The 24,705-nt window shown below is 48.0% G+C and carries 20 protein-coding genes; 11 read left to right on the forward strand and 9 right to left on the reverse strand.

Translation table 11 applies throughout. The annotated features are described in order from the left end of the window. Window positions 1–222: 222 nt before the first annotated feature. Entirely contained in the window at window positions 223–2,529 is a 2,307-nt protein-coding gene (gene metE, locus P8P30_00440; GenBank protein ID MDG1286014.1) for a 5-methyltetrahydropteroyltriglutamate--homocysteine S-methyltransferase, read from the forward strand. 216 nt (window positions 2,530–2,745) lie between these two features. Here metE and P8P30_00445 read toward each other — a convergent pair whose 3' ends face one another. Further along, window positions 2,746–3,501 (reverse strand): hypothetical protein, encoded by a 756-nt coding sequence (locus P8P30_00445; GenBank protein MDG1286015.1) that lies wholly within the window; start codon window positions 3,499–3,501, stop codon window positions 2,746–2,748. Between the two features lie 134 nt (window positions 3,502–3,635). Here P8P30_00445 and P8P30_00450 point away from each other — a divergent pair, with 134 nt between their 5' ends. Beyond that, on the forward strand, window positions 3,636–4,925 hold the full coding sequence (locus P8P30_00450) for a glycosyltransferase family 4 protein (GenBank protein ID MDG1286016.1): 1,290 nt from the start codon (window positions 3,636–3,638) through the stop codon (window positions 4,923–4,925). A 9-nt stretch (window positions 4,926–4,934) separates the two neighbouring features. After that, complete coding sequence (locus P8P30_00455; GenBank protein ID MDG1286017.1) at window positions 4,935–5,738, forward strand: methyltransferase domain-containing protein; 804 nt, start codon at window positions 4,935–4,937, stop codon at window positions 5,736–5,738. 173 nt (window positions 5,739–5,911) lie between these two features. Here the strand turns inward: P8P30_00455 and P8P30_00460 are convergent, their stop codons facing one another. Further along, on the reverse strand, window positions 5,912–7,000 hold the full coding sequence (locus P8P30_00460; protein MDG1286018.1) for a porin: 1,089 nt from the start codon (window positions 6,998–7,000) through the stop codon (window positions 5,912–5,914). 182 nt (window positions 7,001–7,182) lie between these two features. Between P8P30_00460 and P8P30_00465 the strand changes: the two genes are divergently transcribed. Beyond that, the gene (locus P8P30_00465; protein ID MDG1286019.1) at window positions 7,183–7,851 is read left to right on the forward strand and encodes a YggS family pyridoxal phosphate-dependent enzyme; all 669 of its coding nucleotides are present in this window, start codon (window positions 7,183–7,185) and stop codon (window positions 7,849–7,851) included. A gap of 57 nt (window positions 7,852–7,908) precedes the next feature. Here P8P30_00465 and P8P30_00470 read toward each other — a convergent pair whose 3' ends face one another. From P8P30_00470 to glyA, 7 genes are all read right to left on the reverse strand, one after another. After that, window positions 7,909–8,211: a hypothetical protein gene (locus P8P30_00470; GenBank protein MDG1286020.1), complete on the reverse strand. Its 303-nt coding sequence runs from the start codon at window positions 8,209–8,211 to the stop codon at window positions 7,909–7,911. 178 nt (window positions 8,212–8,389) lie between these two features. Next, complete coding sequence (gene ribB, locus P8P30_00475; GenBank protein MDG1286021.1) at window positions 8,390–9,484, reverse strand: 3,4-dihydroxy-2-butanone-4-phosphate synthase; 1,095 nt, start codon at window positions 9,482–9,484, stop codon at window positions 8,390–8,392. Beyond that, window positions 9,481–10,086, reverse strand: a complete 606-nt coding sequence (locus P8P30_00480; protein MDG1286022.1) for a riboflavin synthase — start codon at window positions 10,084–10,086, stop codon at window positions 9,481–9,483. The genes ribB and P8P30_00480 overlap by 4 nt, the downstream gene beginning before the upstream one ends. Before the next feature lie 2 nt (window positions 10,087–10,088). Next, window positions 10,089–11,126, reverse strand: coding sequence for a bifunctional diaminohydroxyphosphoribosylaminopyrimidine deaminase/5-amino-6-(5-phosphoribosylamino)uracil reductase RibD (ribD, locus tag P8P30_00485; GenBank protein ID MDG1286023.1), 1,038 nt, complete (start codon window positions 11,124–11,126; stop codon window positions 10,089–10,091). Continuing rightward, a complete protein-coding gene (locus tag P8P30_00490; protein MDG1286024.1) occupies window positions 11,074–11,832 on the reverse strand; it encodes a hypothetical protein in 759 nt (252 codons plus the stop codon). Before P8P30_00490 ends, ribD begins: the two co-directional genes overlap by 53 nt. Before the next feature lie 2 nt (window positions 11,833–11,834). Continuing rightward, window positions 11,835–12,320: a transcriptional regulator NrdR gene (gene nrdR, locus P8P30_00495; protein ID MDG1286025.1), complete on the reverse strand. Its 486-nt coding sequence runs from the start codon at window positions 12,318–12,320 to the stop codon at window positions 11,835–11,837. 12 nt (window positions 12,321–12,332) lie between these two features. Continuing rightward, window positions 12,333–13,700: a serine hydroxymethyltransferase gene (glyA, locus tag P8P30_00500; GenBank protein ID MDG1286026.1), complete on the reverse strand. Its 1,368-nt coding sequence runs from the start codon at window positions 13,698–13,700 to the stop codon at window positions 12,333–12,335. Between the two features lie 226 nt (window positions 13,701–13,926). Here glyA and P8P30_00505 point away from each other — a divergent pair, with 226 nt between their 5' ends. The 7 genes from P8P30_00505 to P8P30_00535 all read left to right on the forward strand — a co-directional run bounded on the left by P8P30_00505 (window position 13,927) and on the right by P8P30_00535 (window position 24,652). Continuing rightward, window positions 13,927–15,615, forward strand: coding sequence for a flagellin (locus tag P8P30_00505; GenBank protein MDG1286027.1), 1,689 nt, complete (start codon window positions 13,927–13,929; stop codon window positions 15,613–15,615). Between the two features lie 81 nt (window positions 15,616–15,696). Then, entirely contained in the window at window positions 15,697–16,083 is a 387-nt protein-coding gene (locus P8P30_00510) for a hypothetical protein (protein MDG1286028.1), read from the forward strand. Window positions 16,084–16,205: 122 nt separating this feature from the next. After that, window positions 16,206–18,458, forward strand: a complete 2,253-nt coding sequence (fliD, locus tag P8P30_00515; protein ID MDG1286029.1) for a flagellar filament capping protein FliD — start codon at window positions 16,206–16,208, stop codon at window positions 18,456–18,458. 54 nt (window positions 18,459–18,512) lie between these two features. Further along, window positions 18,513–19,019: a flagellar export chaperone FliS gene (gene fliS, locus P8P30_00520; protein ID MDG1286030.1), complete on the forward strand. Its 507-nt coding sequence runs from the start codon at window positions 18,513–18,515 to the stop codon at window positions 19,017–19,019. A gap of 141 nt (window positions 19,020–19,160) precedes the next feature. After that, the gene (locus P8P30_00525; protein MDG1286031.1) at window positions 19,161–21,065 is read left to right on the forward strand and encodes a flagellar hook-length control protein FliK; all 1,905 of its coding nucleotides are present in this window, start codon (window positions 19,161–19,163) and stop codon (window positions 21,063–21,065) included. A gap of 11 nt (window positions 21,066–21,076) precedes the next feature. Next, the gene (locus P8P30_00530; GenBank protein ID MDG1286032.1) at window positions 21,077–21,787 is read left to right on the forward strand and encodes a flagellar hook capping FlgD N-terminal domain-containing protein; all 711 of its coding nucleotides are present in this window, start codon (window positions 21,077–21,079) and stop codon (window positions 21,785–21,787) included. Between the two features lie 72 nt (window positions 21,788–21,859). Then, entirely contained in the window at window positions 21,860–24,652 is a 2,793-nt protein-coding gene (locus tag P8P30_00535; GenBank protein ID MDG1286033.1) for a flagellar hook-basal body complex protein, read from the forward strand. Window positions 24,653–24,705: the final 53 nt, after the last annotated feature.

The raw sequence follows: 24,705 nt of genomic DNA on the forward strand, positions 1-24,705 counted from the left end.
CCTCAAAAGGCTCAATACGTAATTTTTTATTACGGGTTGAGCCTTTTCTTTTGCCTAAATTTACAGTTATTCTTGGTGGTATAATAGGAATCAACATGCATATTAGGTGAAAAATGTGGAATTCGGGCTATCTTCCGCTTGAACCTAAGGAAATTCTGCGTCATGTTGCTTGCTCGCTCTTTTTGAAAGGGTGAATTAATAGATAAACCAAGGAGTAAGAACATGGTCATAGCGGCTAATTTAGGATTTCCGCGCATTGGCGCGCAACGTGAGTTAAAAAAAGCAGTTGAGAGCTATTGGAAAGGCTCCATGACCGCAGACATGCTCATGCAAGTGGCCGCTGACTTACGCCGCGAACATTGGACCTTGCAACACCGTCAAGGCATCGACCATATCCCGTCGAATGATTTCTCATTCTACGACCAAGTCTTGGATATGATCTGCACGACGGGCGCGATTCCAGAACGTTATAATTTTGAGGGCGAGCAAGTGGATTTAACCACCTATTTCGCGATGGCACGTGGTGCGCAACAAGGTGGTTTGGATGTTCCAGCGATGGAAATGACCAAATGGTTCGATACGAACTACCACTATATTGTTCCAGAATTTTCCGCTGAGACAGACTTCAAATATCTTTCTCGCAAAGCGGTAGAGCAATTTAAAGAAGCAAAAGAGCAAGGCATTCACACGCGTCCGGTGATTATCGGCCCGGTGACATTCCTATTGTTGGGTAAGATGAAGGGTGCGGAAAATGCACTTGGCCTATTGCCGAAATTGCTCCCTGTTTATGAAGAACTATTGGCTGAATTAGCTGCCGCTGGTGCGGATTGGATTCAAGTCGATGAGCCAATGTTGGTGATGGATTTGCCAGCGGGTGCGAAGGAAGCTTACACTACTGCTTTCGATAAGCTCAATGCAGTATCAGGTAAATTGCATCTGATGGTCACAACGTATTTTGATACATTGGGCGATAATCTTGAAACAGCGGTGAACCTCAATGCAGCCGGTTTGCATATTGATTTGATCCGCGCGCCGAAACAGCTAGACGCTGTGCTTGCCGCATGGCCGGGTAAGAAGGCACTTTCACTCGGTGTAATTGATGGCCGTAACATCTGGCGTGGCGATTTGACCCAAGCCGTGAAGGTGATTGAGAAAGCCGCTGATGCGATTGGTACGGAATGGATTCAAGTGGCGCCAAGCTGCTCACTCCTGCATACGCCAGTCGATCTGGATCAAGAGAAAGAATTGGATGCTGAGCTAAGGGGCTGGCTCAGTTTCGCCAAGCAAAAGCTTGCAGAAGTCGCCGTTGCGGCGACGGGCGTGAGCAAAGGTCGTTCAGCGATTCGTAGCGAGATGGAAGCCAATGCCGCGCTTCTACGGCAACGCGCTACTTCGCCTAAAACGAACGATACGGCTGTACATGAGCGCATGAAGCAAGTGACGCCTGAAATGGCGAAACGTGATTCTGCTTTTTCCGATCGTATTGGCAAGCAAGAGCAAGCCCTTGGTTTACCGATGTTGCCAACCACGACGATTGGTTCATTCCCACAAACGCAAGAAGTGCGTGCAAAACGTGCGGCCTTTAAGAAAGGTAACATTGATGCGCAAGCCTATGATGCTTTCTTGAAAGAAGAGACGGAACGTTGCATCCGTGGTCAGGAAGAAACTGGCCTCGACATGCTGGTGCATGGTGAGTTTGAACGTAACGACATGGTTGAGTATTTCGGCGAGCAGCTGAAAGGTTTTGCCTTCACGAAATTTGGTTGGGTTCAATCTTACGGTTCACGTTGTGTGAAACCACCGATCATTTTCGGTGATGTGTCGCGTCCAACGGCGATGACGGTTTTCTGGGCGGAATATGCGCAGAGCCTGACGTCGAAAATTATGAAGGGCATGTTGACGGGTCCCGTTACGATCCTTCAATGGAGTTTTGTGCGTAACGATCAACCGCGTTCTGAAACTTGCCGTCAAATCGCACTTGCGATTTGTGATGAAGTGCAGGATTTGGAAGCCGCCGGTATTCAAGCTATTCAAATCGATGAAGCCGCATTCCGTGAAGGTCTGCCACTTCGCCGTAGCGATTGGAAAGAATATTTGGATTGGGCCGGCGAGTCATTCCGTCTGTCAACGACCGGCGTGAAAGACGAAACGCAGATTCATACGCATATGTGTTATTCGGAATTCAACGATATTATTGAAGCCATTGCTGCGATGGATGCGGATGTGATTTCGATTGAAACGTCACGTAGCCAGATGGAGCTATTGGATGCATTTGTTGATTACAATTATCCGAACCAGATCGGCCCTGGGGTTTATGACATTCATAGCCCGCGTGTACCAAGTGTGATGGAGATGGAGTTATTGCTTCGCAAAGCACTCGAAGTGCTCGCGCCAAGTCAGGTTTGGGTAAACCCGGATTGCGGTTTAAAAACGCGTGGCTGGGCTGAAGTGAAGCCTGCTTTGCAGAATATGGTGAAATCAGCCGAGAAACTCCGCGCTGAACTAGCCGATAAGAAAATAGCTAGCTAAAGCCTATTTGGTTTAAGATATAAAAGGGGCAGGGGAGTTATTCTCGGCCCCTTTTTTGTGTTTGCTGCATGGGTGATAAAGTAAAGTAGCGCTGCTGCCCCACTTTGAAATTCTGCCGCTCAGCTGGGCATTATTGAGTGATCGTGAGGCACATATTATTGCCTCAGATTTTGTCTATGATGGGCCAGATAGGTTGCGGTTGGTAGAGAGGTGATATTAATTCATTCGGAAATAGACGCTACATTTCGCATCTTTAGATAAGTGGGTCGCATAATGTGCGACCTGTTTGCCAACGAGCGTCTCGCGGTGGTAATTTTCTAAACACCCTTCTTCAGGCGTGCTGTGTGACAGGACCGTACCGGTAGAGGCGATACCATCATCCATTTTATGGTCAATGGCCATGGCATCGGAAAGGGTAACGGCGGCATTCTCAAATTGCCAGCCGCTCATCGCTCCAACTTTGAGGTGGTGCGCATTATCCCATGATGCGTGATGGTAGGCGATATCGTGACTAATCAGGTAGCCTGAATCTTTATAAGGGGCAGCGGGGATATTCTCACCTGGTACGTAGTAACCGCTGATTAAGTCGCCAGAATAATTCTCTGAGACCATGCCTGAGAGGGATAAATGTTGCCACACTTGCGCTGCTTCAGGGGTGCTGTCGCTGGCTGAGTTGCTGATGACGCCATCTCCATTTCCATTACAAGCGGTCATGTCGTGGCGGCAGTTCGCCCAATAACTTGAGGCATTGCTCATATCACCCGGCAGGGCGTTGTAAGTGGTTTGAAAGTGATTCAGCAAGGATTCGTAGTGTGCCACATCGCTGGCAAGGGCTTTTGTATGTGATTTATGTGTGAAATCAGCACCGACCGTAATGCTTCCAGCAAGAAACGCCACGAGCACCAATAACATCAAAATATAGATGAGTGGAAAGCGTGTGATTTGCAGAGTGTTCATTACGAGTGATGTCATTAAAACTGAACCCTTTATATATTAATTTCCAGCAACCTAGCATAAAAGTATGAAGAAGTTAACTAAATATTAACTATTAGGAGAGAATAAATAGCAGATCTTGCGCTTTTGGTGATCTATGCTAGCTAAGGGGAATGAAAATACTCTTTATTCACCCCAGCTTTCCGGCCCAGTATAAACATCTCATCAAACATTTTGCGGCGAGTGCTGAACACCAAGTATTGTACATTAGCAAAAAGCACCAAAACCCAGTGCCAGAAGGGGTTATAAACGTCATTTATGAAGTTCCGCGGGACGCCAGCCCTGTAACGCACCGCTATTTGATCGGGGCTGAGAAGGCGGTCTTGCAAGGACAAGAAGTTTGGCGAATCTGCCGTCAGCTGAAAGAAACAGAAGGTTTTACGCCAGATATTATCTGTACGCACCCGGGGTGGGGTGACGGGTTATTTTTAAAAGATATTTATCCGGAAGTACCGATTCTCTCCTATTTTGAGTTCTTTTACCGTTTCCACGGCGCGGATGTGAACTTTGATCCTGAAACACCGAGTGGTTTGGATGATGGTGCCCGCGTACGAATTAAAAACACGACTAATTTGCATAATTTAGAAATGAGCGATTGGGGTATCTCACCGACCCATTGGCAAAAATCGCTGCATCCAGAAGCCTATCAAAATAAGATTAGCGTGATTCATGAGGGCATTGATACCGATAAGGTAAAACCGGATGACTCCGTCAGTATTACCCTGAAAGAGGGAGTTACGCTGAAAAAGGGTGACCCTATCATCACCTATGTGACACGTAATTTTGAGCATTATCGTGGTTCACATCAATTCTTACGTGCGGTGAAACATATCCAAGAAATGCACCCAACGGCAATGGTTGTCGCCGTGGGCGCAGATGAAATATCCTATGGCCGCGCGGCTCCAGATGGAAAGCGTTATCGCCATATATTATTAGATGAAGTGAAGCCGGATATGTCGCGCCTATTCTTTACCGGTGCAATTCCATACGAGGGTTTCTTGAAGGTTCTACAAATATCCGCTGCGCATGTTTATTTGACGGTACCATTTGTGCTTTCATGGTCGATGTTGGAGGCGATGGCGGCTGAATGTTTGGTTATCGGTTCTTCCACTGCGCCGGTGCAAGAGGTGATTAAAGAGGGTGAAAATGGGATGCTGGCAGATTTCTTCTCCCCGAAAGAGATTGCTGAAAAGGCAGTCGATGTCTTGAATAATCCAGAGAAATATGCCCCGATGCGCAAAGCTGCACGCCAGACTATCTTGGATCATTATGATATTAAGAAATTGCTGCCGAAACAGATTCGCTTGATTGAGCAAATTGCCGCGAGGCAGCTACCCCCGAAAGTTCATAAAACCCTCGATGCGCCGATCTCACAAGAAACATTATTCAAGAAGGTCGGTTAGGAAATAGTTATGCCTCGTAAAAAACAAAAACCTCGTAAAGCGACGATTCAGAAAAACCTAAAGCAAGCCGTAAAGCCGACCGTTATTCAGGCCGAACCGGGGCAAAAGCTCGTGCTGCATGTTGGGTGTGGGCGGGCTCGAAAACAGGATATGCATCAGGGTTTCCACGGAGATGAATGGAAAGAAGTGCGTCTTGATATCTCCAACTCGGTCAATCCTGATATTGTAGGCGATATGCGCGATATGCCAACCGTGGCAAGTCATTCGATGGATGGTCTATTTTCCTCGCATAATTTGGAACATGTCTATGCTCACGAAGTACCAAAGGTACTTGGAGAGTTTTTCCGAGTTATTAAACCCGGTGGATTAGCGGTCATTACCTTGCCAGATATTCAATCGGTTGCGTTTAGTATTGCGAAAGGTGGATTGGAAGAGGCGTTATATGAGTCTCCTGTTGGCCCTATTACGCCGTTGGAAATGCTCTATGGTTATAATAAGTCACTCGAACAAGGTGAACATTATATGGCCCATAAAACAGCCTTTACCGCCCAAACATTAGCGGTAAAAATGCTGAATGCGGGTTTCCATAACGTCACTGTCGCACGACAGGCTGAGGGGCATAGCCTTTGGGCACGGGGCTTTAAGCCGGGCGAGAAGCTAAAGAATGCAGTGCACAAAGCCGAGCTGAAGGGGAATTACGATAAAGCTGTTATCGACCTGCCTAGGCCAGGCGAGAAAAAGGATGATTTGGATGCAAGCCCCAAGCTGTGGAAAGCTCTAGGTCTAAATAAAGGCCAGCAGAGTTTATTCTAACTCTTTCATAAGATCATAAGCGGAGTGGTGCTCTTCTCTTGAGAGAGGGAAGGTGTAGAATATTGCTTATTTTTAGGAGAAATGGTGGCGGTGACTGATTTACAGTGAGAAGCATAAAGAAAGGGTGGCACGCGGCCACCCTTTCTTAATTCTAAAACTGAATTCTAGTTAGACTAGAATGCTAGTTCAGTACCGATGATAACAACAGAACCGTCATTATCAGAAGCTGTACCAGCTGCGTCAGCGTCAAAGAAGCTAACTTCAGCATATGGCGTTAGGCCAGGTGCTAGAGAGTAGTCAGCGCTAACAACGAGGTTGTTAAAGTCGCTTGTACCTACTTCTGAATCTAACCAAGTCACAGAAGCGCCGAATGGACCGAAGTCATAAGCAGCACCAAGTGTGTAATAGTCAGCAGAAGTGCTAGCGCCTAGAGTATCACCCCAGTCACCGTATGAACCAGCAAGAGCAACGCCCATGTAGCTAGTTGCTAGACCAGCGTTCCAACCTTCAAGGTCTTGTGCGCCAGCGATTTCAGCATCACCCCAGATACCGGTAGCTGCAGCAGCAATACCGAATCCAGCAAGATCACCTTCGTAGCTCAAACCAGCTTCGATAACGTCGCCGAATGAACCAACAGTGTCAGTACGAGCAACAAGTTGACCGCGATCATCTAAATCAGGAGTGTAAGACAAGCCGACTTGGAAGCCACTGAAGCGTGGGCTGTAATAGTTGATTTTGTTTGAGTTATAAAAAGCTTCGCTGCCGTAAGCAAGAGTTGAACCATGCTCAGCCAATAGTGCTGGAGTCGTAATGAACGAAGCGCCAGTTGGGTTAGCAAAATAAGTCCAATCACCATCAATACCACCGGTACCGCGAGCGATGTTATCAGCTTCTACAGCAAGCGTTTCAGCTGCACCAGAAGTTGAACCCATTTCGAAGCGACCGAAAGAGCCGTCCAAGAACACATAAGTGTTTGAAGCGTTTAAGCCTTCACCGTCAGCATCACCTGTTACGTCTGCTTCTAGATCAATTACAGCACCATAACCGAGGCCGTTGTCAGCTTTTCCGTGTACGGAGAAAGAAACTTCAGTATCGTTACGGAAACCGTGTCCACGTTGTGCAGCGTCGTTGTCCTGACTGGCGAAACCAGCTTGGAAATCAATTACACCACCAACCATTACTTTTGGGTCTTCAGCTTGAGCCGCGCCTGCAATCATTGCAGCGCCGATCAGAGCAGTTGTACCAATCAAAAACTTTTTCATGATAATATCCTAATGCTTTGTTACTACTATCGTTAGATGCAAAGAGAAATTCCTCGCATCACCTGTGGCCATATTTAGCTGTTTCGGTTACGATATACAAGTACCAAAAAACATCTGTGGATAAAACAGCAGCATTATGGCCACGCTGTTGCATTGAAAACACAGCAATACTGGGGGATAGGGTGAGTATAGAGACGAAAATCAAAACTGTGGATAACTACCTCGGGGCGCTGTCAGAGCGGCCTTTAACTGCAAATAATGTCCCGAAACTGATCGCTATTAGTAAACGACAGCCTGATGACAAAATTGATGCAGCTTTAGCGGCAGGCCATCGTATCTTTGGTGAAAATCGTTTGGATGAAGGGATTGAGCACTGGAAAACTCGAAAAAATGAGGTCGAAAATCTCGAATTACACTTTGTTGGAGCCCTGCAGAGTAAAAAAGCGGCTGATGTGGTCGGTTTTTTTGATGTGATCCATTCTATCGATAGAGAGTCGGTTGCAAGCGCCGTTTCCAAGGCGATGGATAAGACCGGTAAACGCCCTGATTGCTTTATTCAGATTAATACGGGCGAGGAGCCGCAAAAGTCCGGTATTTTACCGACAGACGCCGCCGCCTATATAAAGAAGTGTCAAAAAGAGTGGGATTTGCCGATCGTAGGGCTGATGTGTTTGCCGCCTCAAGGCGTGAATCCGGTCCCACATTTCGCCTTTCTAAAGAAACTAGCTAACGATCACGGTCTCACACAGTTAAGTATGGGCATGAGTAATGATTGGGAATTAGCCGTAAGAATGGGTGCGACGCATATAAGGTTGGGCACGGCGGTGTTTGGCGAAAGAGAACAAAAATAAAGCCCCAATAAAACTGGCGAGTTCTACGAGGGCTTTATTTTCTTATCAAAATTGATTTCAATCTGTCGAGACGGATAAATTGATTGTTTCAATCAAATTTGTTGTTCCGTGCTCGTCAATTTGTACAGAGTGAGGTTGAGAGGTTACACTTGCACGGTGGGATTGCCCCGTGGTGCGAGTGCTTCCTAACCAATCATCCCCACATGTAAGGTTTTCTCCGTACATTGTGTGGCAAGAGACTTTTGGGCCGTGATGCCAAGTGTAAGTTGATTGACTTTCTTGGCCTTCGTAAATTACCTCTACTGAAATACTTCCGTCAGAGGATTGTCCTGTTAATTTTATTGCTTTTGGTACTTCCATGATTGGTGTGGTTTAGTTTATGAAAAATATAATGATTTCAAATCTGGGTGCTCTCTAAAAAGAGAGGCTAGTAAATATAAAAATTATATACAAAAATCACGCTATGATACCAAAAGCTAAGAGAGAGAGCAATCTTTGGCGAGCTATTGTCATGAAATCTTCATAATTGACGGTAGAGTTATATAGACTTGTAATCCGAGATACTCAGACCGTAGCCTTCTAGGCCGATGACGGCGCTGCGGCTGTTGGATAGAAGGGTCATTTCGCGGATGCCTAGATCGAGCAAGATTTGTGCGCCGATACCGTAATCGCGTAGCATGGGCGGGCGTGTTTTGCTGTCACCGCTGCGAAGGCTAAGTAGATCAGACAGCGTTGTGCGGCGGGGTTCGCGGATGATAACGACGATCCCTTCGCCGTGATCTGCAATTTTGTTCATCGCTTTGGCGAGTTCGCCGGTTTTATCGCCGAACATATCGCCCATGGCATCGCGCAAGGGGTCGAACGCATGCATGCGCACCCAGACTGGCTTGCTTGTGTCAGGATTGCCCTTTTTTAATACCAAATGCTCGGCATATTCTAGGGTGCTGGTATAAACGCTAGCACTCCAGTCGCCGCCAAACTGGCTTTGGAGGGTGGTTTCAATGCCGGCCTCGACCAATTTATCGGTACGACGGCGATAGGCGATGAGGTCCGCGATGCTGGCAATCTTCAGCTCGTGTTTTTCGGCAAAGGGTAGGAGGTCTGGCAAGCGGGCCATTTCGCCATCATCTTTCATGATCTCGCAAATGACGCCGGAGGGGTTGAGCCCTGCCATGCGCGAAATATCGACAGCGGCTTCGGTATGACCGGCGCGAACAAGCACTCCGCCATCACGTGCTTCCAGTGGGAAAACGTGGCCGGGAGTGGCGATCTCGGTTTGGCGACATTGTGGGTTAATGGCAGTCAGAATGGTATGTGAGCGGTCAGCGGCGCTGATTCCGGTCGTCACACCTTCGCGCGCTTCAATCGAAACGGTAAAGGCCGTTTCGTGACGCGAGGTATTATGCTGCGCCATTTTCGGTAGGCCAAGGCGTTTAATTTGTTGGCTCTCGAGCGGCAGGCAGATGAGGCCACGACCATGCATCGCCATAAAATTGACGACTTCAGGGGTCGCAAATTCAGCGGGGATGACCAGATCACCTTCATTCTCGCGGTCTTCATCATCGACCAAAATGAACATTTTACCGGCTTTCGCATCGGCAATAATATCTTCAATAGGAGAGAGTTCGGTCATGCCGCTTCCTGTTCTTGTTTTTGTGCGAGCAAATAGCGCGCGATTAAATCGGCTTCTAAATTGATGAATGAACCTTTTTCTAAATGGCCCAAATTGGTTTCGTCTAGCGTATGCGGAATCACCATCACGCTAAAGATGAGCGCATCTCGTTTCACACTATTGACGGTGAGGGAGGTTCCGTTAATGGCAACGGAACCTTTTTCGGCCAAGTAAACACCAAAGGGTTTGGGGTATGAGATCACTAAGGCCCAAAACTCGCCGTAATTCTCAAATGCTTCGACTTTGCCAACGACATCGACATGTCCGGTCACGAAATGTCCGCCAAATTCATCGCCTACGCCAACGGGGCGCTCCAAGTTTACCTTAGTGTCAATTTCCCACGCGCCAAGCGTGGTGCGCTCGAGTGACTCTGGCGAAATTTCAACCGTGAAGTTATTGGCAGTTTTCTCGATTACCGTCATACACGCGCCATCACAGGCGATGGAGGCGCCCATTGGGATGGCATCCATTTCAAAGTTGCAGGCTAGCGTCATGCGTTTGCCGCTCTCCATATTTTCGATAGCAGTGACGGTCGCGACATCGGTGATAATTCCAGTAAACATAGTTAGCTCTGTAACAGGCTTTGCGGATCTGTAAAACGATAAACCGTGAGTGTGTTGATGCCGAGTTGAGTTTCGCTCATTTTGAAGGCGTCTAGACCGATGGTTTTATACGCGCCATGGAAGGCTTCGATCCCTTGCTCAAGGGCTTGAGGAGCGCGGTACCAATAGAGTTCGTCGATGAGGCCTTCTTTTAAGAACGCGAGTGAGAGCTCGGCGCCGGCTTCGACCATCAGATAGTTCACGCCCTCATCAGCGAGGTGGCGTAGGGTGTTTTGGAGGTTATCATGGCGCAAGAGAGTGAAATCAGATTCCGTAACTTTGCCGCTTCGATCTAAAACGTAGCGGGCAGGGGAGGCATCTTCCAACCCCTCAATGCGGCAGGTGAGTTGAGGTTGATCATAAAGATAAGTGCCACTGCCCGTTAGAATCGCATCATTCTGCGCTCGCACGCGATGGCCGTGATTACGCGCATCTTCAGAGGTAATCCATTTGCTGCTGCCATCCGGTTTGGCGATGAATCCGTCAGACGAAGTGGCGGTTTTGAGTGTGACCCACGGGCGCAGGCGGCGGACACGGCTAAAGAAGCCCCGGTTAATCTCGATTGCTTGAGTTTCGCCGATGCTGGTGACGACCTCGATACCCGCTTCTCGCAGTTGAGTGATGCCATTGCCATCTACCTTTATATAGGGGTCGGTGCAGGCGACGATAACGTTAGCGATCCCGGCGGTGATAATCGCATCTACACAAGGCGGCGTTTGGCCGTGATGCGCGCAAGGCTCCAATGTAACATAAAGCGAGGCCCCTTTGGCGGCATCCCCGGCTTTGGCGAGCGCTTGGGTCTCGGCATGCGGGCGGCCACTATTGGCAGTGCGAGCTTGCCCGATAATCTTCTCATTCTTTACGATGACGCAGCCGACGGTTGGGTTAGGCGCGCAACGGCCAATGCCTTCCCTCGCAAGGTCGAGCGCTTGCTGCATAAAGGCGGAGTCAGTCAACGCAGAGTACGGGTGCGTTTGGATCGCTCGTTTTCTTAACGACATCTACTTGCCCATGATTGCTGATACGAATGTCGCGGTTCTCACGCGGGGCGCAATTGACGAATACATCCGTGTTGCGAAGCATCCAGCCGTCGGAATATTTCTCTAACACTGCCCCGCAGAGTGCTTTGGCTGAGAAGCCTTGATTGCCCATGCCTTGGCCTAAGCTGCCCGAAAGGTAAGCCCATGCGAGGGCGGCTTCGTCACTGGTGAGAGTCAAAGGCACATTCTTGAGATCGGCTTTGGTTGCAATAATGCTTTCGCTACCATCCGAGCTATCCTTAATGATAAGAAGTGAGAACCATTTTCCGGCAAAGCCGTAGTTGGTGAGGAGATCTGCTTTCTCAGCATGGCCGCCGAGCGTTTCTTTGACAAGGGCAGGAGCGAGGCCTTCATTATTAGGAAAGCCAGGGCTAAGCAGTTCTGATTTACAGAGGTATAGCGCCACCTGATTTTCCATACGCACACCAGAGAGTTCGAGCAAGTTACAGGCTTTACCAAAGCGGTGGGCGCTGGAATCGAGTTTTTTGCTACCGGGGAAAGCCTGATTCTGGCAGATTTTCTCTGTGATGGAGAGTGCGGTGGGCGCAATTTCAGCTTCGGTTTTTGTTTCTTTGACAGGCGCAACAGGTTCGCTATTGCTTTCTGCCTCCTCAATGCAGGCAGTTAGTGTGCCGAGAAGGAATATGAGGGATAGCAGCAAGCGCATGTTTATTTTCCATCCATCGTTTCGTCGGAGTGTGCGAGGGTGCCTTGTAGGCTCTCAACAAAGGTCTCAAAGTCGCGCGCTTCACGGAAGTTACGGTAGACGCTTGCATAACGGATATAAGCCACCTTATCGAGTGTTTGCAGGCCGTCCATTACCAGCTCTCCAATGCGAGTCGATTTAATTTCGGACTCACCTGACGTTTCGAGCGAGCGCATGATGCGATTAACCAATTGGGTCACTTGTTCAGGTTCAACGGGGCGCTTACGTGTGGCAATGGAAATAGAGCGGTGGATCTTGTCACGATCAAGCGCCTTACGGTCGCCATTATTTTTGACCACGGTCAGCTCACGTAATTGCACCCGTTCGTAAGTGGTAAATCTGGAATCACAAGATGGACAGTTACGGCGGCGGCGGATAGACTCCCCTTCTTCGCCAGCGCGAGAGTCCTTAACTTGCGTATCTAGATGACCACAGAACGGGCATTTCATGGCGTTACCTTACTATCCTTTATAGTGCGCGTAGATTGGGAAGCGATCGCATAAGGCTTTCACCTGCGCTTTGACTTCGGCTTCTTTCGCACCGTTATTATCAGGGTTTGCAACAAGGCCATCTAATACATCGGCGATGAACGTTCCAACCTGGCGGCATTCTGTTTCGCCAAAACCACGGCTGGTAATGGCCGGAGTGCCGAGACGTAAGCCTGATGTTATCATAGGCGGTTGTGGGTCAAATGGGATTGCGTTTTTATTGGCGGTGAGACCGGCGCGCTCCAAACATTCTTCCGCATCTTTACCGGTGAGGCCTTTGGGGCGAAGGTCAACCAGTACCAGGTGGTTATCCGTACCGCCAGAAACGATATCGAGGCCACGTTCTTTTAAGGTTTCACACATGGCGCGTGCGTTGGTGATGACATCATGGCCATATTGTTTGAACTCAGGGGTGAGGGCTTGGCCGAATGCAATGGCTTTACCGGCAATCACATGCATTAAAGGTCCGCCTTGAATACCCGGGAAGATGGCCGAGTTAATGGCTTGGCCAAGGGTGATGTCTTTGCCTGATTTGGTCTGACGCACGACCTTATCGGCTTTGGTAGAAAGAATGACACCGCCACGAGGGCCGCGTAGAGTTTTATGCGTGGTTGAAGTGACGATATCTGCGTAAGGCACGGGCGATGGATAGCTGCCAGCGGCGATGAGACCAGCGACATGTGCCATATCGACCATGAACCAAGCGCCAACTTCATCCGCGATTTCGCGGAATTTTGCCCAATCGACTACACGGGGGTAAGCAGAGAAGCCAGCCACGATTAGTTTAGGTTTGCACTCAATGGCTTGTTGGCGAATCACTTCATAATCTAACAGGCCATCTGTCTCGGATACGCCGTATTGTATTGCGTTAAACCATTTACCAGATTGGTTCGGTGCGGCGCCATGAGTGAGGTGACCCCCGGCTGCAAGCGATTGACCGAGAATCGTATCGCCCGGCTTTAGGATGGCGTTAAACACGCCTTGGTTAGCTTGCGAACCTGAGTTCGGCTGAACATTAGCGTAAGTCGCGCCGTAAATTTCGCAGAGGCGGTCAATCGCCACCTGTTCGATTTCATCGGCAAACTCGCAGCCGCCATAATAGCGCTTGCCGGGATAACCCTCGGCATATTTGTTTGTGAAGACGGAGCCTTGTGCTTGCATGACTGCAAAGCTGGTTAGATTTTCACTGGCAATGAGTTCAATTTGATTTTGCTGGCGCTCTAATTCGCGCTCCATCGAACCAAAAATGGCAGGATCTGCGAATTCTAGCGCCTCATTAAAAAATTTAGGGGCGTTATTTTCAGTGTTTTCATCGGCTTTTTGTGCCACGGCGCTGCTCATCTTTATCTTTTCTCCAAGCTAGGGTTGTGTCCTTTATGCCGCTTATATAGAGTGTTTTAAGGGATTTTACAAGAAATGGCTGACAATAAAAGACATAAAACTCTCAGTTGTTAACGTTGTGTTAACCTTTAGTTGTTATTCTGGTATCTAATGGCCGGAGTGGCTATTGTATTTGTGAACAGGTAGTTCGAAAATAACTTTATTAAATCCAAGTAGGAGAATTAAAATGGCTTTAAATTCAATCAATACAAACATTGCTGCGCTTTCCGCACAGCAAAACATTAACAGAGCTTCTTCATCTGCAGGTGGCTCAATTGCTCGTTTGTCTAGTGGTAATCGTATCACTCGTGCAGCGGATGATGTGGCTAGCCTATCGGTTGGTACTTCACTTCGTACGCAGGTGACTACACTACGTCAAGCGTTGGTAAACAGTAACCAAGCGAATAGCTTGCTACAGGTTGCCGATGGCGCACTTGGCCAAGTAACTGACATTCTACAACGTCAAAAATCAATTTCGGTGCAAGCCGGTTCTGGTTCATTGACCGATACAGAACGTGGTTTCTTGAACCAAGAATTCCAAGCACTCGCTCAAGAAATTGACCGTCTCGTAGACAGCACTAACTTTAACGGTGTGTCGCTTATCGGTGGTGGATTGGGTAATTCAACTTCAATTATTGATACTGACGCTCAAGTTGCGACGATTAACTTGGCTGGTACTGACGCGACCGTGACCAACGCGGCTGTTTCTATCCAAGCATTCAACACTGATACTGGTGCTGAGTTGCAAGGTGTAGCTGCAGCGGGTGAAGTAGAACTTGTTGCTGCTGATGGTACAACTCCATTAACAGATGGTGAGTATCTCGGTGTTAACTCTGCGGTAGCCGGTGCATTCGATAGCTTCACGCTTTCAAATGTGACCTATGGTGCGGCAAACGTTGGTACTGCGACTCTAACCGTATCAATCGGTGGTACTGATTTTACCGGTAACGTAGTTGCAGGTGCAACTAGTGTAGTTGTTTCAAACGGTGAAACGCGTATCGGTTTAGGTGTTACAGCAGTTGCTTTAACAGATGCTGGTACCGTGGCACTTGCTGAAGTGACACTAGATAATGACTTCGTTGATACGGAGATCGTTCGTACATCTACCGTTACTGGAGTAGACTTTTCTGGTACGGCACTTGAAGGTGCTGTCGGTTCGGCTGCATTTGGTGGTACTGCTGCAGTTCGTGTTGGTACTTCAGGTGATGTTGATATTTCAAACTTCAATTATGTTTCAGGGGCTGCGGCCAATACGAACATTCTGACGGTTGATATTAACGGTGAAACCTACACGGCGACCGCTGTAACAGATCTTATCTCTGCTGCAACGAACATCGTGTTCACTAACGGTGACCAAGAAGCACTCAATGTTAACCTGACCGGTATTGCGGCTGCGGATAACATCACGAACATTCGTACTGAAACAGATGATCGTGCTGATTTCCTCAATGCACTAAACACTGCATTCTCTCGTTCAGGCGGTGGTTTGAACTTTGCGGTTGGTGCAAGTGCTACTGATACAATCCGTGTGCAAATTAGCGATACGTCGACTAACGCGCTTTACGGTGGTCAAGCACTAACGGTTGCTTCTTCTGCAGAAGCAGATGTAGCGTCAGCGGCAATTGATATTGCGATTAAGAACGTAACTGCAGTTCGTGCCAACGTTGGTGCATTGCAATCTCGTTTTGACTTTGCATCCGCTAACGTTGAAAGCTCAATCCAAAATCAGGATGCCGCTCGTGGTACTCTTTTGGATACTGATATCTCGGCTGAATCTACTGCCTTTGCTTCGGCTCAGGTACAGTTACAGGCTGGTATCTCCGTGTTAGCTCAGGCAAATCTGTTACCACAGAACTTGCTCAAGTTGATCGGTTAATTTTGAACTGACGGAGATGGGGGTTTCGGCCCCCATCTCCAGCGTTCACTAGCATAATAAAGTTTAAGGGAGTTTGGAAAAATGGAAATTAGCGGAGTAAATGCTCAGCCATCCAATCCCGTATTTAGCGGGGCCAAGAAGGCAGAGGCAGTCAAAGAAGTTGCGCCACAAACGCAAAATGTACAACCAGACAAGGTTGTATCTCAGGAACAACAAGTACAAGATGTGCAGCGCACAGAACGACAACGCTTAGATACCGTTGTTCGTGCGGCCTCACAATTTAAGAATACCTACGCCGTAAGTGATACGACTTTCAGTATTTTCAAAGACAGTAGCGGACAGTTTGTCACTCGCTTTACGAGTCTGAAGGATGGGTCAGTCACCTATATCCCAGAACCGGATATTGAGCGCTTCATTGCAAGCAATAATGCCCGGCACAGTAGTGCAAATATCTCAATCGACGTTTAAGCATAGGGATGCTTTGGTATAGATATTGCAGGCCTACCACACATCACCACGTAAAATATACGAACCCGAGGGTTCGCAAACAGGACAGGTGCATTTAAAGCACCAGGAAAGAAAACAAGAAAATGATCTCAAGCATACAATTAGGTAATATTTTTACTTCCGGCGATAAGACACTCGTCAGTGGTGGTAGTACCGGATTTGATATTGAAGCCCTTGTCGGCGGATTGACAGATATTAAGCGTTTGCCTGCAGTTCAGCTGGAAACGCAGCTAGAAACAAATGCATTGCGTCAGACTGCTTTCGGTGAGTTGCGTACGATCATTTCCAATTATAGTGATGCCGCAAATTTATTGCGCAACCCTCCCGGCGTTAATAATGCCGAAGCTAATATTTTTGAATATCGCAACAGTAATCTTAGTACGAATGACGGAACCGATGCCTCCACTTATTTGAGTGTGACGGCCGCTCCGGGAGCCGCGCTAAGTAGTTACGATATTACCGTTGATTCGGTCGCGAGTTACAGTACGAAAACAACGGAAACGTTTGCATTAGCAGATTTAGATACCGTTGCAGTCGGGGGTGGTTTGCCGTTTAATGCCGGCACGCTGACGTTAGGTCCCAATGAAATTGATATCACGATTGATGCGGGTGATACGCTTGCGCAAATTCTGACAAAGATTAATGCGGTCGAAGATGATAGCGGAGTACGTGCAACAGCACTACAAGTGAGCGATGGCAATTATCGCCTACAGTTTAAGACGATAGAAACGGGCGCTGATCAAAATTATTCATTCTTTGGAGTGCATGCGCAGGTCGGTAACGAGGTTGTTATCGAGGCCGAAGATTTCATCACTAATATCAGCCGTAGTGGTGACACCTTTACCAGCGGTGGTGCTGCGGGAGCTTCGGGCGGGCAGTATTATAGTGCTCAAACATCTGATGGAGATATCTACTTAGCGAATATTGAAACAACCGCACCGGAGATGGTATTTGAAGTAGAGTTTGATGCCCCTGGGCGCTACTATATTCATGGTCGTGCGCGTGGCGGCAGTGCGAATGATTCATTCCACGTTGGCTTAAATGGCGTGGCTCCGACAAGCGCTCAAGGCTTTACGCTTTATAATAATGCGACGTTTGAATATTCCAATATTGCACAAGGTGCAGGCGGACCCGGTTATATCGATGTAACGGAAGCAGGCCAGCAAACCGTAAGCATTTATGCGCGTGAAGATGGCACAGCGATTGACCAACTCGTGTTATCAACGGATGGAGCTTATGCGCCAGCGGGTGTTGAAGCGAGTACGCGTGTTGCAAAAAATACCGGTATTTTGAATATTGGTTTTGCCATTCAGGAAGATGCGGATGATGCACAATTAACGATCGATGGTACGACCATCACCCGTTCGACCAATAATATTGACGATCTCATTGAAGATGTGACGTTCAATTTGAATCAAGCGACGCCGTTAAATACGGAAGTCAGTGTTGAAATCGAACCGGATACAGAAATTGTCAGCGCCGCGATTACGAATTTTGTCGATACGTATAACTCCTTGCGAGTGTTTGCTTCTAAGCAAAATGAAGTTGATGGCAACGGTAATTTTGTTGAAGGTGCGGTGCTTAATAACAGCCCAACGATGCGGAGTTTGGTTAACAATATATTGAACGAACTAAGCTCAGTGGTAAGTGGCCTAACGGTAGAGCCGAATAAGCTTGCAGATTTAGGCATTACTTTGGATGATTTCCAGGGTGATGATGAAACCCCTTTCACTCGTAATATTTTGGTATTGGACCCAGCGAAATTAGAGAATGCATTGGTCGCAGATTTTGATGCGGTACGTGATGTATTTGAATTCAATTTCGTGAGCGACAATACGGAGGTTCAAGTCTTTAGCCGTACTAACTCGTTAGAGGTTACAGATTTTGAGTTGGATATTGATATTACAAATGGCGTTTATGAGGCACGGACTGATTTGGGTGTTCTCATCACAACCTTAGAGGCTGAGCCTATTATTGGTGGCGGACTGCTCTTAAAGGGCCTAGTCGGTACGGAGCTTGAAGGGTTAGAGCTTATTTTTGGTGGCACGGCAGATACTACGGCGACCATTGGTCTTAGCCAAGGGATTGGGGACCGTATTTTCAATATTCTAGATGCGGCATTGGATGCAGACGAGGGTATTATCCAAACCGAGTTGGATAGTATTGCGGATTCAAATGACCGTCTTAATGAAGATATTGCGCGAATCGATGAAATTGTGGAGCGTTTTAGACTTCAGCAGTTGGAGCGCTTTGCTTCGCTGGAGGCACTTATTTCGTCAGTTAACACTATTCTGCAATCGCTCGATGCGAGTGCAGCAGCGGCGGCGAATAGCTAAATGAGGTAACACTATATTAACGAAGTTCAAGTAGAATGATGTTAGGAGCAGATTATGGCTTTTGGGAAAACAGATCAATATAACGCCTATTACATGGCAGCGCAGACCGTTTCGAAAACGCGACAGGTGGTGATGTTATACGATGGTGCGATTCGTTTCATGCAGCAGGCACGCCTTGCGGTGGAAGAAACCCGGATTGAAGATCGCTTCAATTTGCTCAATAAAGCATCTGAGGTTTTGCTCGGTCTACAGGGCAGCTTAGATTTCGACAATGGCGGCAACGTCGCCCCGCTCCTTTATGATTATTATTCATCGTTGGATGCCCGTATTCTTTATGTTCAGCGCAGCAATGATCTTAAAATTCTCGATAGTGTGATTGCAGAGTTGAAGCAGATGCGTGGCGCTTGGGGGGATGTAGATTCCCAGCAAACGACAGGCGCCCCCGCACCGGCAAAAGCGGAAGTAAACCCTGCGAAATTGCAAAGTAGCACGGCAGTGGCACCCTCTAGTCCGGCATCCGCACCGATTTCCGTTGATGGTTCGGTTTTCGTCTCGGCTTAAGACTAACATCCTTTATTCTAACGTTATTATATTCGAGTTTCTCGGCAGCTTAGCGCTGTGGATAATTATTTCCTTAAGAAATCACTCATAGCCTAAACTGGCACAGCACTTGCAAACCTTGTTTATACAAGGAGAACCAATGTGCAGATAAATTTACTTTCTATCTTATCGTCTTCATCTGAAGCTGCAGCCCCGAATGCGTTGGGTACAGCAATTGATCCTGAAGCAGGCGAAGCGCTTGCCGCCGCCACACCGGAGCAGTTTGATCAGCTTTTTGAAGGAAAATTAACGGAAATGACACCGGAAGGCGCTGAATTGCTGCCCACACCGAAGTTAATGGCCGCATTTCTACAGCGCCTCCATCTTGTTTCGCCAGAGGCGGAGGGCTTGCCAACGGATATCGCCCCCGCTTTACCTGAGTTAACAACAGAGCAGCTAGAGGCAATGGCGCGTGTTTTAGGCGTCGATCCGGCGGCTTTGCAGCTTAATAGGGCAAATTCTGCCGAGCAGATTTTTCCACCCGGTGAGGGTTTGCAACATGAATCTGTAACAGGGCTCCTTTCCGTTTTGCGCGAATTGGCTGAGTTAGGTCAAGCATTACATCAGAAGGGTCTAACTCTCGTCGATGTTAGCGCTGCGGGGCAGAGTGAATTAAAGAAGGGTTCGATTGCGAATCTTATTTCTACACCCAAAGAGGTGCCGGCAGTTCAAGAATTTGAGCTTTCGGATGAATCGATCGGAATTTTGGCGCAGTTGTTTGGTGTCGTCGTTTCGGAAATTCAAGAGAACTTGGAGTCTCTCCGCTTAGTGCCGATTGACCCGACAGAGATAGTTGCTGATCTGGGCGTGGAATTAAATTTCGCAATCTCAGGCGATGATATTGAAGAGAAGGCCAAGGCGCCGGGGCTATTACAACTGCTTGCGCGCATATTGGATAAGCCAGTCGAAGAGGTCTGGGAGCAATTAGAAATGGTGACGGATGGCGAAGCAGATTTGCCTTTTGGCGTTGTGCTCTCTGCTTTCGTGAAGGAAACGAGTCACAATGCGTTGTTGGCTTTTAATCGAACGTCGCCAGCATCTGAAGCTGCAACGGCTGGACTAGAGAAAGCTTTGTTATTGCCGGCAGGTTCGGCTGAGCTTGCGGCACGTGCAGGGCGTCAGGTGGTAGGTTCAGAAGTCGCTTCAGGCGCAAGAGTGGCAGGCATGGTGCCGCTAGCAGAATCAAAACAAGAATCGCGTTTAGCGAATTCCTCTCAACCGTTTTCAGTGCTGAAAGGCGAGGGTGAAGGAGATCGTTTTGAGCCATTGCCGCGTATGAATGATCGTCCAGATGCGCAGGTTGTTCCGGCGGAAGCCGCGCGCCGTAATAATGTCTTAAGTGCGCAGGCGCGTGAGGTAAATCCTCGTGCGGCGGCCCTATTGCGTCAGAATTCCGTTCAACCGTTATTGCGTGAGTCAGCAGAGCGTCCGATTGAAACGCGCGGAACATTTGAGTCTTCATCATCGCTTGCTTTAAGTGCGAGTGATTCAAAACTCGATTTTGATGCGAAGCTTCGCGAAGCTCGCTCGTTTAAAGCGCGCGCGCATTTGAATCCAAATTCTGTACGCGACCAAGTCGCGGTACAGGTGAAGCAAGGTATTGAGAAGGGCGATACGAATATTAATATTCGTCTCCGTCCGCATGAGTTAGGCCGTGTCGATGTACGCGTTGAAGTGGCGATAGATGGTCGTACGACGCTGGCCATCGTTGCGGAGAATCGCGATACGCTTGAGATGCTGCAACGCGATAGCCGCTCATTAGAAAAAGCTTTCGCTGATTTAGGCATGGATATGTCTGATAGTGGTATGAGTTTTGACCTGCAAGAGCAATTTGCAGGCGATCAGCAAGAGCGCGAAGAAAGTGCATCGAGCAACCCACAAGCAGAAGAAGAGAGTTTAGATGCGATGATGGCGAGCCCCGATGAAATGATCGCCGAGGCATTGCTCGATGGGTCACAAGTAAATTATATGGTTGGGGTAGATGATAGCCTCAATATTAAGGTTTAGGAGAAGGTAAGATGCTAGATTTATCAACATTAGGTTTTAGCGAGGCGGCGAGCCCTGCGACGTCTACATTGCGTCGTGAAGATGCGGAGTTGTCTTCGGCAGATCAGACGCGTAAGTCATTGGCGGAAGATTTTGACGAGTTTATGCTCCTCTTTACAACGCAGCTTCAGAACCAAGACCCCACAGAGCCGCTTGATACGAATGAGATGACGGCGCAATTGGTTTCCTTCACCGGCGTCGAGCAATCGGTCGAAACGAACAAGTTACTTGAAGACTTGATTTCATTAAACAGCACGTCGCAAGCCGACAGTGCCGTCGCTTATATCGGTCAATATGTCGAAACGTCCGGCAATAGCGGATTTTTACAAGATGGCCAATCGGCATTCTCATATAACCTTCCAGCTGGAGTGCAGACGGCCTCTATTACGGTTCTCGATGCAGCAGGGCGACCGGTTAGTACTCAGACAGTAGAAGCTTCAGAAGGAAGCTACAGCTATAATTGGGATGGGGTGAATAGCTTCGACGGCACGGATATGCCAAATGGGACCTATAGTTTTGGTGTTGCCGCGCGCGATATTAACGGTGATTTAGTCGATGCTGAGACCTTTACTTCGGGTGTCGTGACTTCGGTTGCGCTGAATGGGCCAAAACCAGTGATGACACTGAATGGAGCTCTTGAGGTGGATGTTGATAAAATCGCCTCTGTTGTAGGAAGATTTTAGTCATTCATTAAAAATGGCACGAAAGTTGTAAGGTAAATACAGAACATATTATTGCAGGATTAGGAGACAGTTATGAGTTTATATGGAGCATTATTTGCAGGGGTATCTGGGCTAAAAGCACAGGCGAGCAAAATCGGCGTTATCTCGGATAACATCGCTAACGTGAACACGGTCGGTTACAAAGGGGCGGAAAGCCAATTTGAAACACTGGTGGTTAATGGTAGCTCAGGTTCAAACGGGGTTTATTCTCCAGGCGGGGTTTTGGCGACAACGCGTCAGGCAGTTGATAAGCAGGGTTTGCTACTGGCAACCGATGCGCCCACCGATATTGCAATTTCAGGCGATGGTTTCTTCGTTGTGAATGGACGAACCGATGGTACAGACGTACCACAATATACACGTGCCGGCTCATTCCGTGCTGATTCTCTCGGTAACTTCCGTAATGCTTCAGGCTTCTTCCTCCAAGGGTGGAGACTCGATACCGCAGGCAATATTCCAACTACAAGTGCGAATCTTGATAGTTTGGAAACTGTTAATGTGGATACAGCAACGGGTGATGCGAGTGCGACCACAGCGGTCAATATCGGTGCTAACTTTGATGCACAACAAGTAATTTTCCCGGGTGAAAGTGATCAAGTCACTTTAGATGCAATCTCAACAGCAAACTTTGGCGCCTCTGCCGATGATATTTTGGTTCCGGATGAGTTTAGCTTAGCGCCAACTAACAGCATTACTCGTAGTGATCAATTTACGATAAATACGGGTAATGGTCTGGAATTTACTTATGCTTATGGTGGGTTCTCGATTGGTCGTAATGTGACAACAGGAGGGCTTGCTAACATTGGTGACGGGGGTGTTGATAATACGACTGTCACGACTTTAGCCGCCGCTGATCTTCAAACAACAGGCCTCACCTCTGTATTGCAAGTGACGATCCCAAATCATGGATTGATTAGTGGCGGTACGGTAACTCTTGCAGGTGTGGCGGCATTTGATACGTTTACAGCAGCGGAACTCAATAGTACCCATGTGGTGACACGTACCGGTGCGAATACTTTCACAATTTCGGTGACCAACAATGCTTCAGCCGGTGGTCTTAATGGGGGGTCGGGGACGGTAAATACTCGTCAGTTCGTTGGTAATATTCTGGATGCGACGACGGTAACTGAAACGTTCCTACGTGGCAGTAATGTGAGTGACTTTACTTCAGCGGCGCGTTCATTTACGATTTCAACGCCGACCGTAACAACACCTCCTTTCACGTATTCAGCTAACTCTCCAAGCACGGTTTCGGGTGAATTTAATACTCTAACAAACTTAGCGCAGGCGATTGATGAAGTCGTTGGCTTAACCGCGAAGGTTGAGGGTGGCCGACTTATTGTGGGTGCGGAAGATGCAAATGAAGCGGTGACGTTCACGAATGGAGATGCAACAGGCACGGCAACCCTTAAGGGGATTGATTGGGTGACGGAATTAGACATTGTGAATATAACGACATCAACGCGTCGTTTCTCGACCTTGCAAGGATTGAATAATCTTGTAAATGCGGATGAGGGCGTGACGTCAATTATCAGTAACCCGCTTTCCAATTCAACATTGGAGATTCGTGTGGATGATCCACTTGATACGATTCAGTTTGATGATTTCGTGCAAAATCCAGTAACGCGCTTGGGTAATGATGCAATCGCAGTATTGCTAGCGGATGTAACCGGTGCCGCTGGCCCAGTTACAGTGACGATTACGGACCCTAATCATGGTTTCAGTGCGGGCCAAAATATTACGCTTGCAGGATCAACAAATGCGGGTGCTGGTTCGTTTGCTAACTTCGCAGCGGCTGAGTTAAATGCCTCGCACGTGATTACGAGCGTGATTGATGCGAATACGTATCAAGTGAGCATTACCGCTGCCAATGTGGCAGGTATTCCAGCGGCTTCAACAGGCGGTGGTAACTTGATTGATCGTGTGCAGAGCAATAATGGTAGTTTGCTTGCAGAACTGGGTTTAGTCACGTCTCTCAATGGTGCGGCCTACACGGCGCAAACGACAGGCCCATTGGGTCCGCGTTATGATACGACAGGTGCGGTGGGGCAAAATATGGCCTCTGGTGACATTGAAGCACAGTTTAGCCGGTCTCTACGAATATTTGATGCTCTGGGAACACCCCATGATCTTCAAATGAGTGTGATCAAAGTGGATGATAACATTTGGGCTGTTGAGGTTTATGCGGTGCCAGCAGATGAAGTGAACACGGCGTTGGTTGATGGTCAGATTGCAACAGGTACGGTTGTCTTTAACGGTGATGGTAGCTTACGTAGCGTGAGTGAAGGGCTTACAAATCCTGTCGATATTAATTGGACGAATGGCGCTTTATCAAGCAACGTGACGTTTGGGTTTGGTACAGCAGGTTTACCGCAAGGGACAGAGAATGCGACCTTGATTGGTGATACCGATGGCTTAAGTCAATTCTCGGCTGATTATAACGTAAACTTCGTAAACCAAAATGGTTCGCAAGTGGGAGATTTGATCGGAGTAAATATTGATTCGGATGGTATCGTTTCGGTGAGCTTTAGTAACGGTGATGTGAAAGCGGTCTATCGCTTACCCCTTGCCGACTTCTCAAATCCGAATGGTCTTGCAACCGATTCAGGTAATGTGTTCGCGCAAACGCGTGAGTCAGGCGAAGTGAACCTACGTGAAGCCGGTGATAACGGAGTGGGGGATGTGGTGTCTTCCGTATTAGAATCTTCAAACGTAGAGCTTTCGGAACAACTAACGGATTTGATTGTCGCGCAGCGTGCGTATCAATCGAATACAAAAGTTATTACCGCATCGGATGAACTTCTAGAGGAGTTAAACCGACTCTAGGCACGAAGGGTAGAAAGTAAAAAGGCCTAGGATCATTAAAATATTCTTAGGCC

Source organism: Rickettsiales bacterium (genome assembly GCA_029252805.1).
Lineage (GTDB): Bacteria > Pseudomonadota > Alphaproteobacteria > Rickettsiales > JALZUV01 > JALZUV01.

Coding starts and splice junctions, on each gene's coding strand:
- metE (MDG1286014.1), top strand. CDS start 223: ATGGTCATAGCGGCTAATTTAGGATTTCCGCGCATTGGCGCGCAACGT.
- P8P30_00445 (MDG1286015.1), bottom strand. CDS start 3,501: ATGACATCACTCGTAATGAACACTCTGCAAATCACACGCTTTCCACTC.
- P8P30_00450 (MDG1286016.1), top strand. CDS start 3,636: ATGAAAATACTCTTTATTCACCCCAGCTTTCCGGCCCAGTATAAACAT.
- P8P30_00455 (MDG1286017.1), top strand. CDS start 4,935: ATGCCTCGTAAAAAACAAAAACCTCGTAAAGCGACGATTCAGAAAAAC.
- P8P30_00460 (MDG1286018.1), bottom strand. CDS start 7,000: ATGAAAAAGTTTTTGATTGGTACAACTGCTCTGATCGGCGCTGCAATG.
- P8P30_00470 (MDG1286020.1), bottom strand. CDS start 8,211: ATGGAAGTACCAAAAGCAATAAAATTAACAGGACAATCCTCTGACGGA.
- ribB (MDG1286021.1), bottom strand. CDS start 9,484: ATGACCGAACTCTCTCCTATTGAAGATATTATTGCCGATGCGAAAGCC.
- P8P30_00480 (MDG1286022.1), bottom strand. CDS start 10,086: ATGTTTACTGGAATTATCACCGATGTCGCGACCGTCACTGCTATCGAA.
- ribD (MDG1286023.1), bottom strand. CDS start 11,126: ATGTCGTTAAGAAAACGAGCGATCCAAACGCACCCGTACTCTGCGTTG.
- P8P30_00490 (MDG1286024.1), bottom strand. CDS start 11,832: ATGCGCTTGCTGCTATCCCTCATATTCCTTCTCGGCACACTAACTGCC.
- nrdR (MDG1286025.1), bottom strand. CDS start 12,320: ATGAAATGCCCGTTCTGTGGTCATCTAGATACGCAAGTTAAGGACTCT.
- glyA (MDG1286026.1), bottom strand. CDS start 13,700: ATGAGCAGCGCCGTGGCACAAAAAGCCGATGAAAACACTGAAAATAAC.
- P8P30_00505 (MDG1286027.1), top strand. CDS start 13,927: ATGGCTTTAAATTCAATCAATACAAACATTGCTGCGCTTTCCGCACAG.
- P8P30_00510 (MDG1286028.1), top strand. CDS start 15,697: ATGGAAATTAGCGGAGTAAATGCTCAGCCATCCAATCCCGTATTTAGC.
- fliD (MDG1286029.1), top strand. CDS start 16,206: ATGATCTCAAGCATACAATTAGGTAATATTTTTACTTCCGGCGATAAG.
- fliS (MDG1286030.1), top strand. CDS start 18,513: ATGGCTTTTGGGAAAACAGATCAATATAACGCCTATTACATGGCAGCG.
- P8P30_00530 (MDG1286032.1), top strand. CDS start 21,077: ATGCTAGATTTATCAACATTAGGTTTTAGCGAGGCGGCGAGCCCTGCG.
- P8P30_00535 (MDG1286033.1), top strand. CDS start 21,860: ATGAGTTTATATGGAGCATTATTTGCAGGGGTATCTGGGCTAAAAGCA.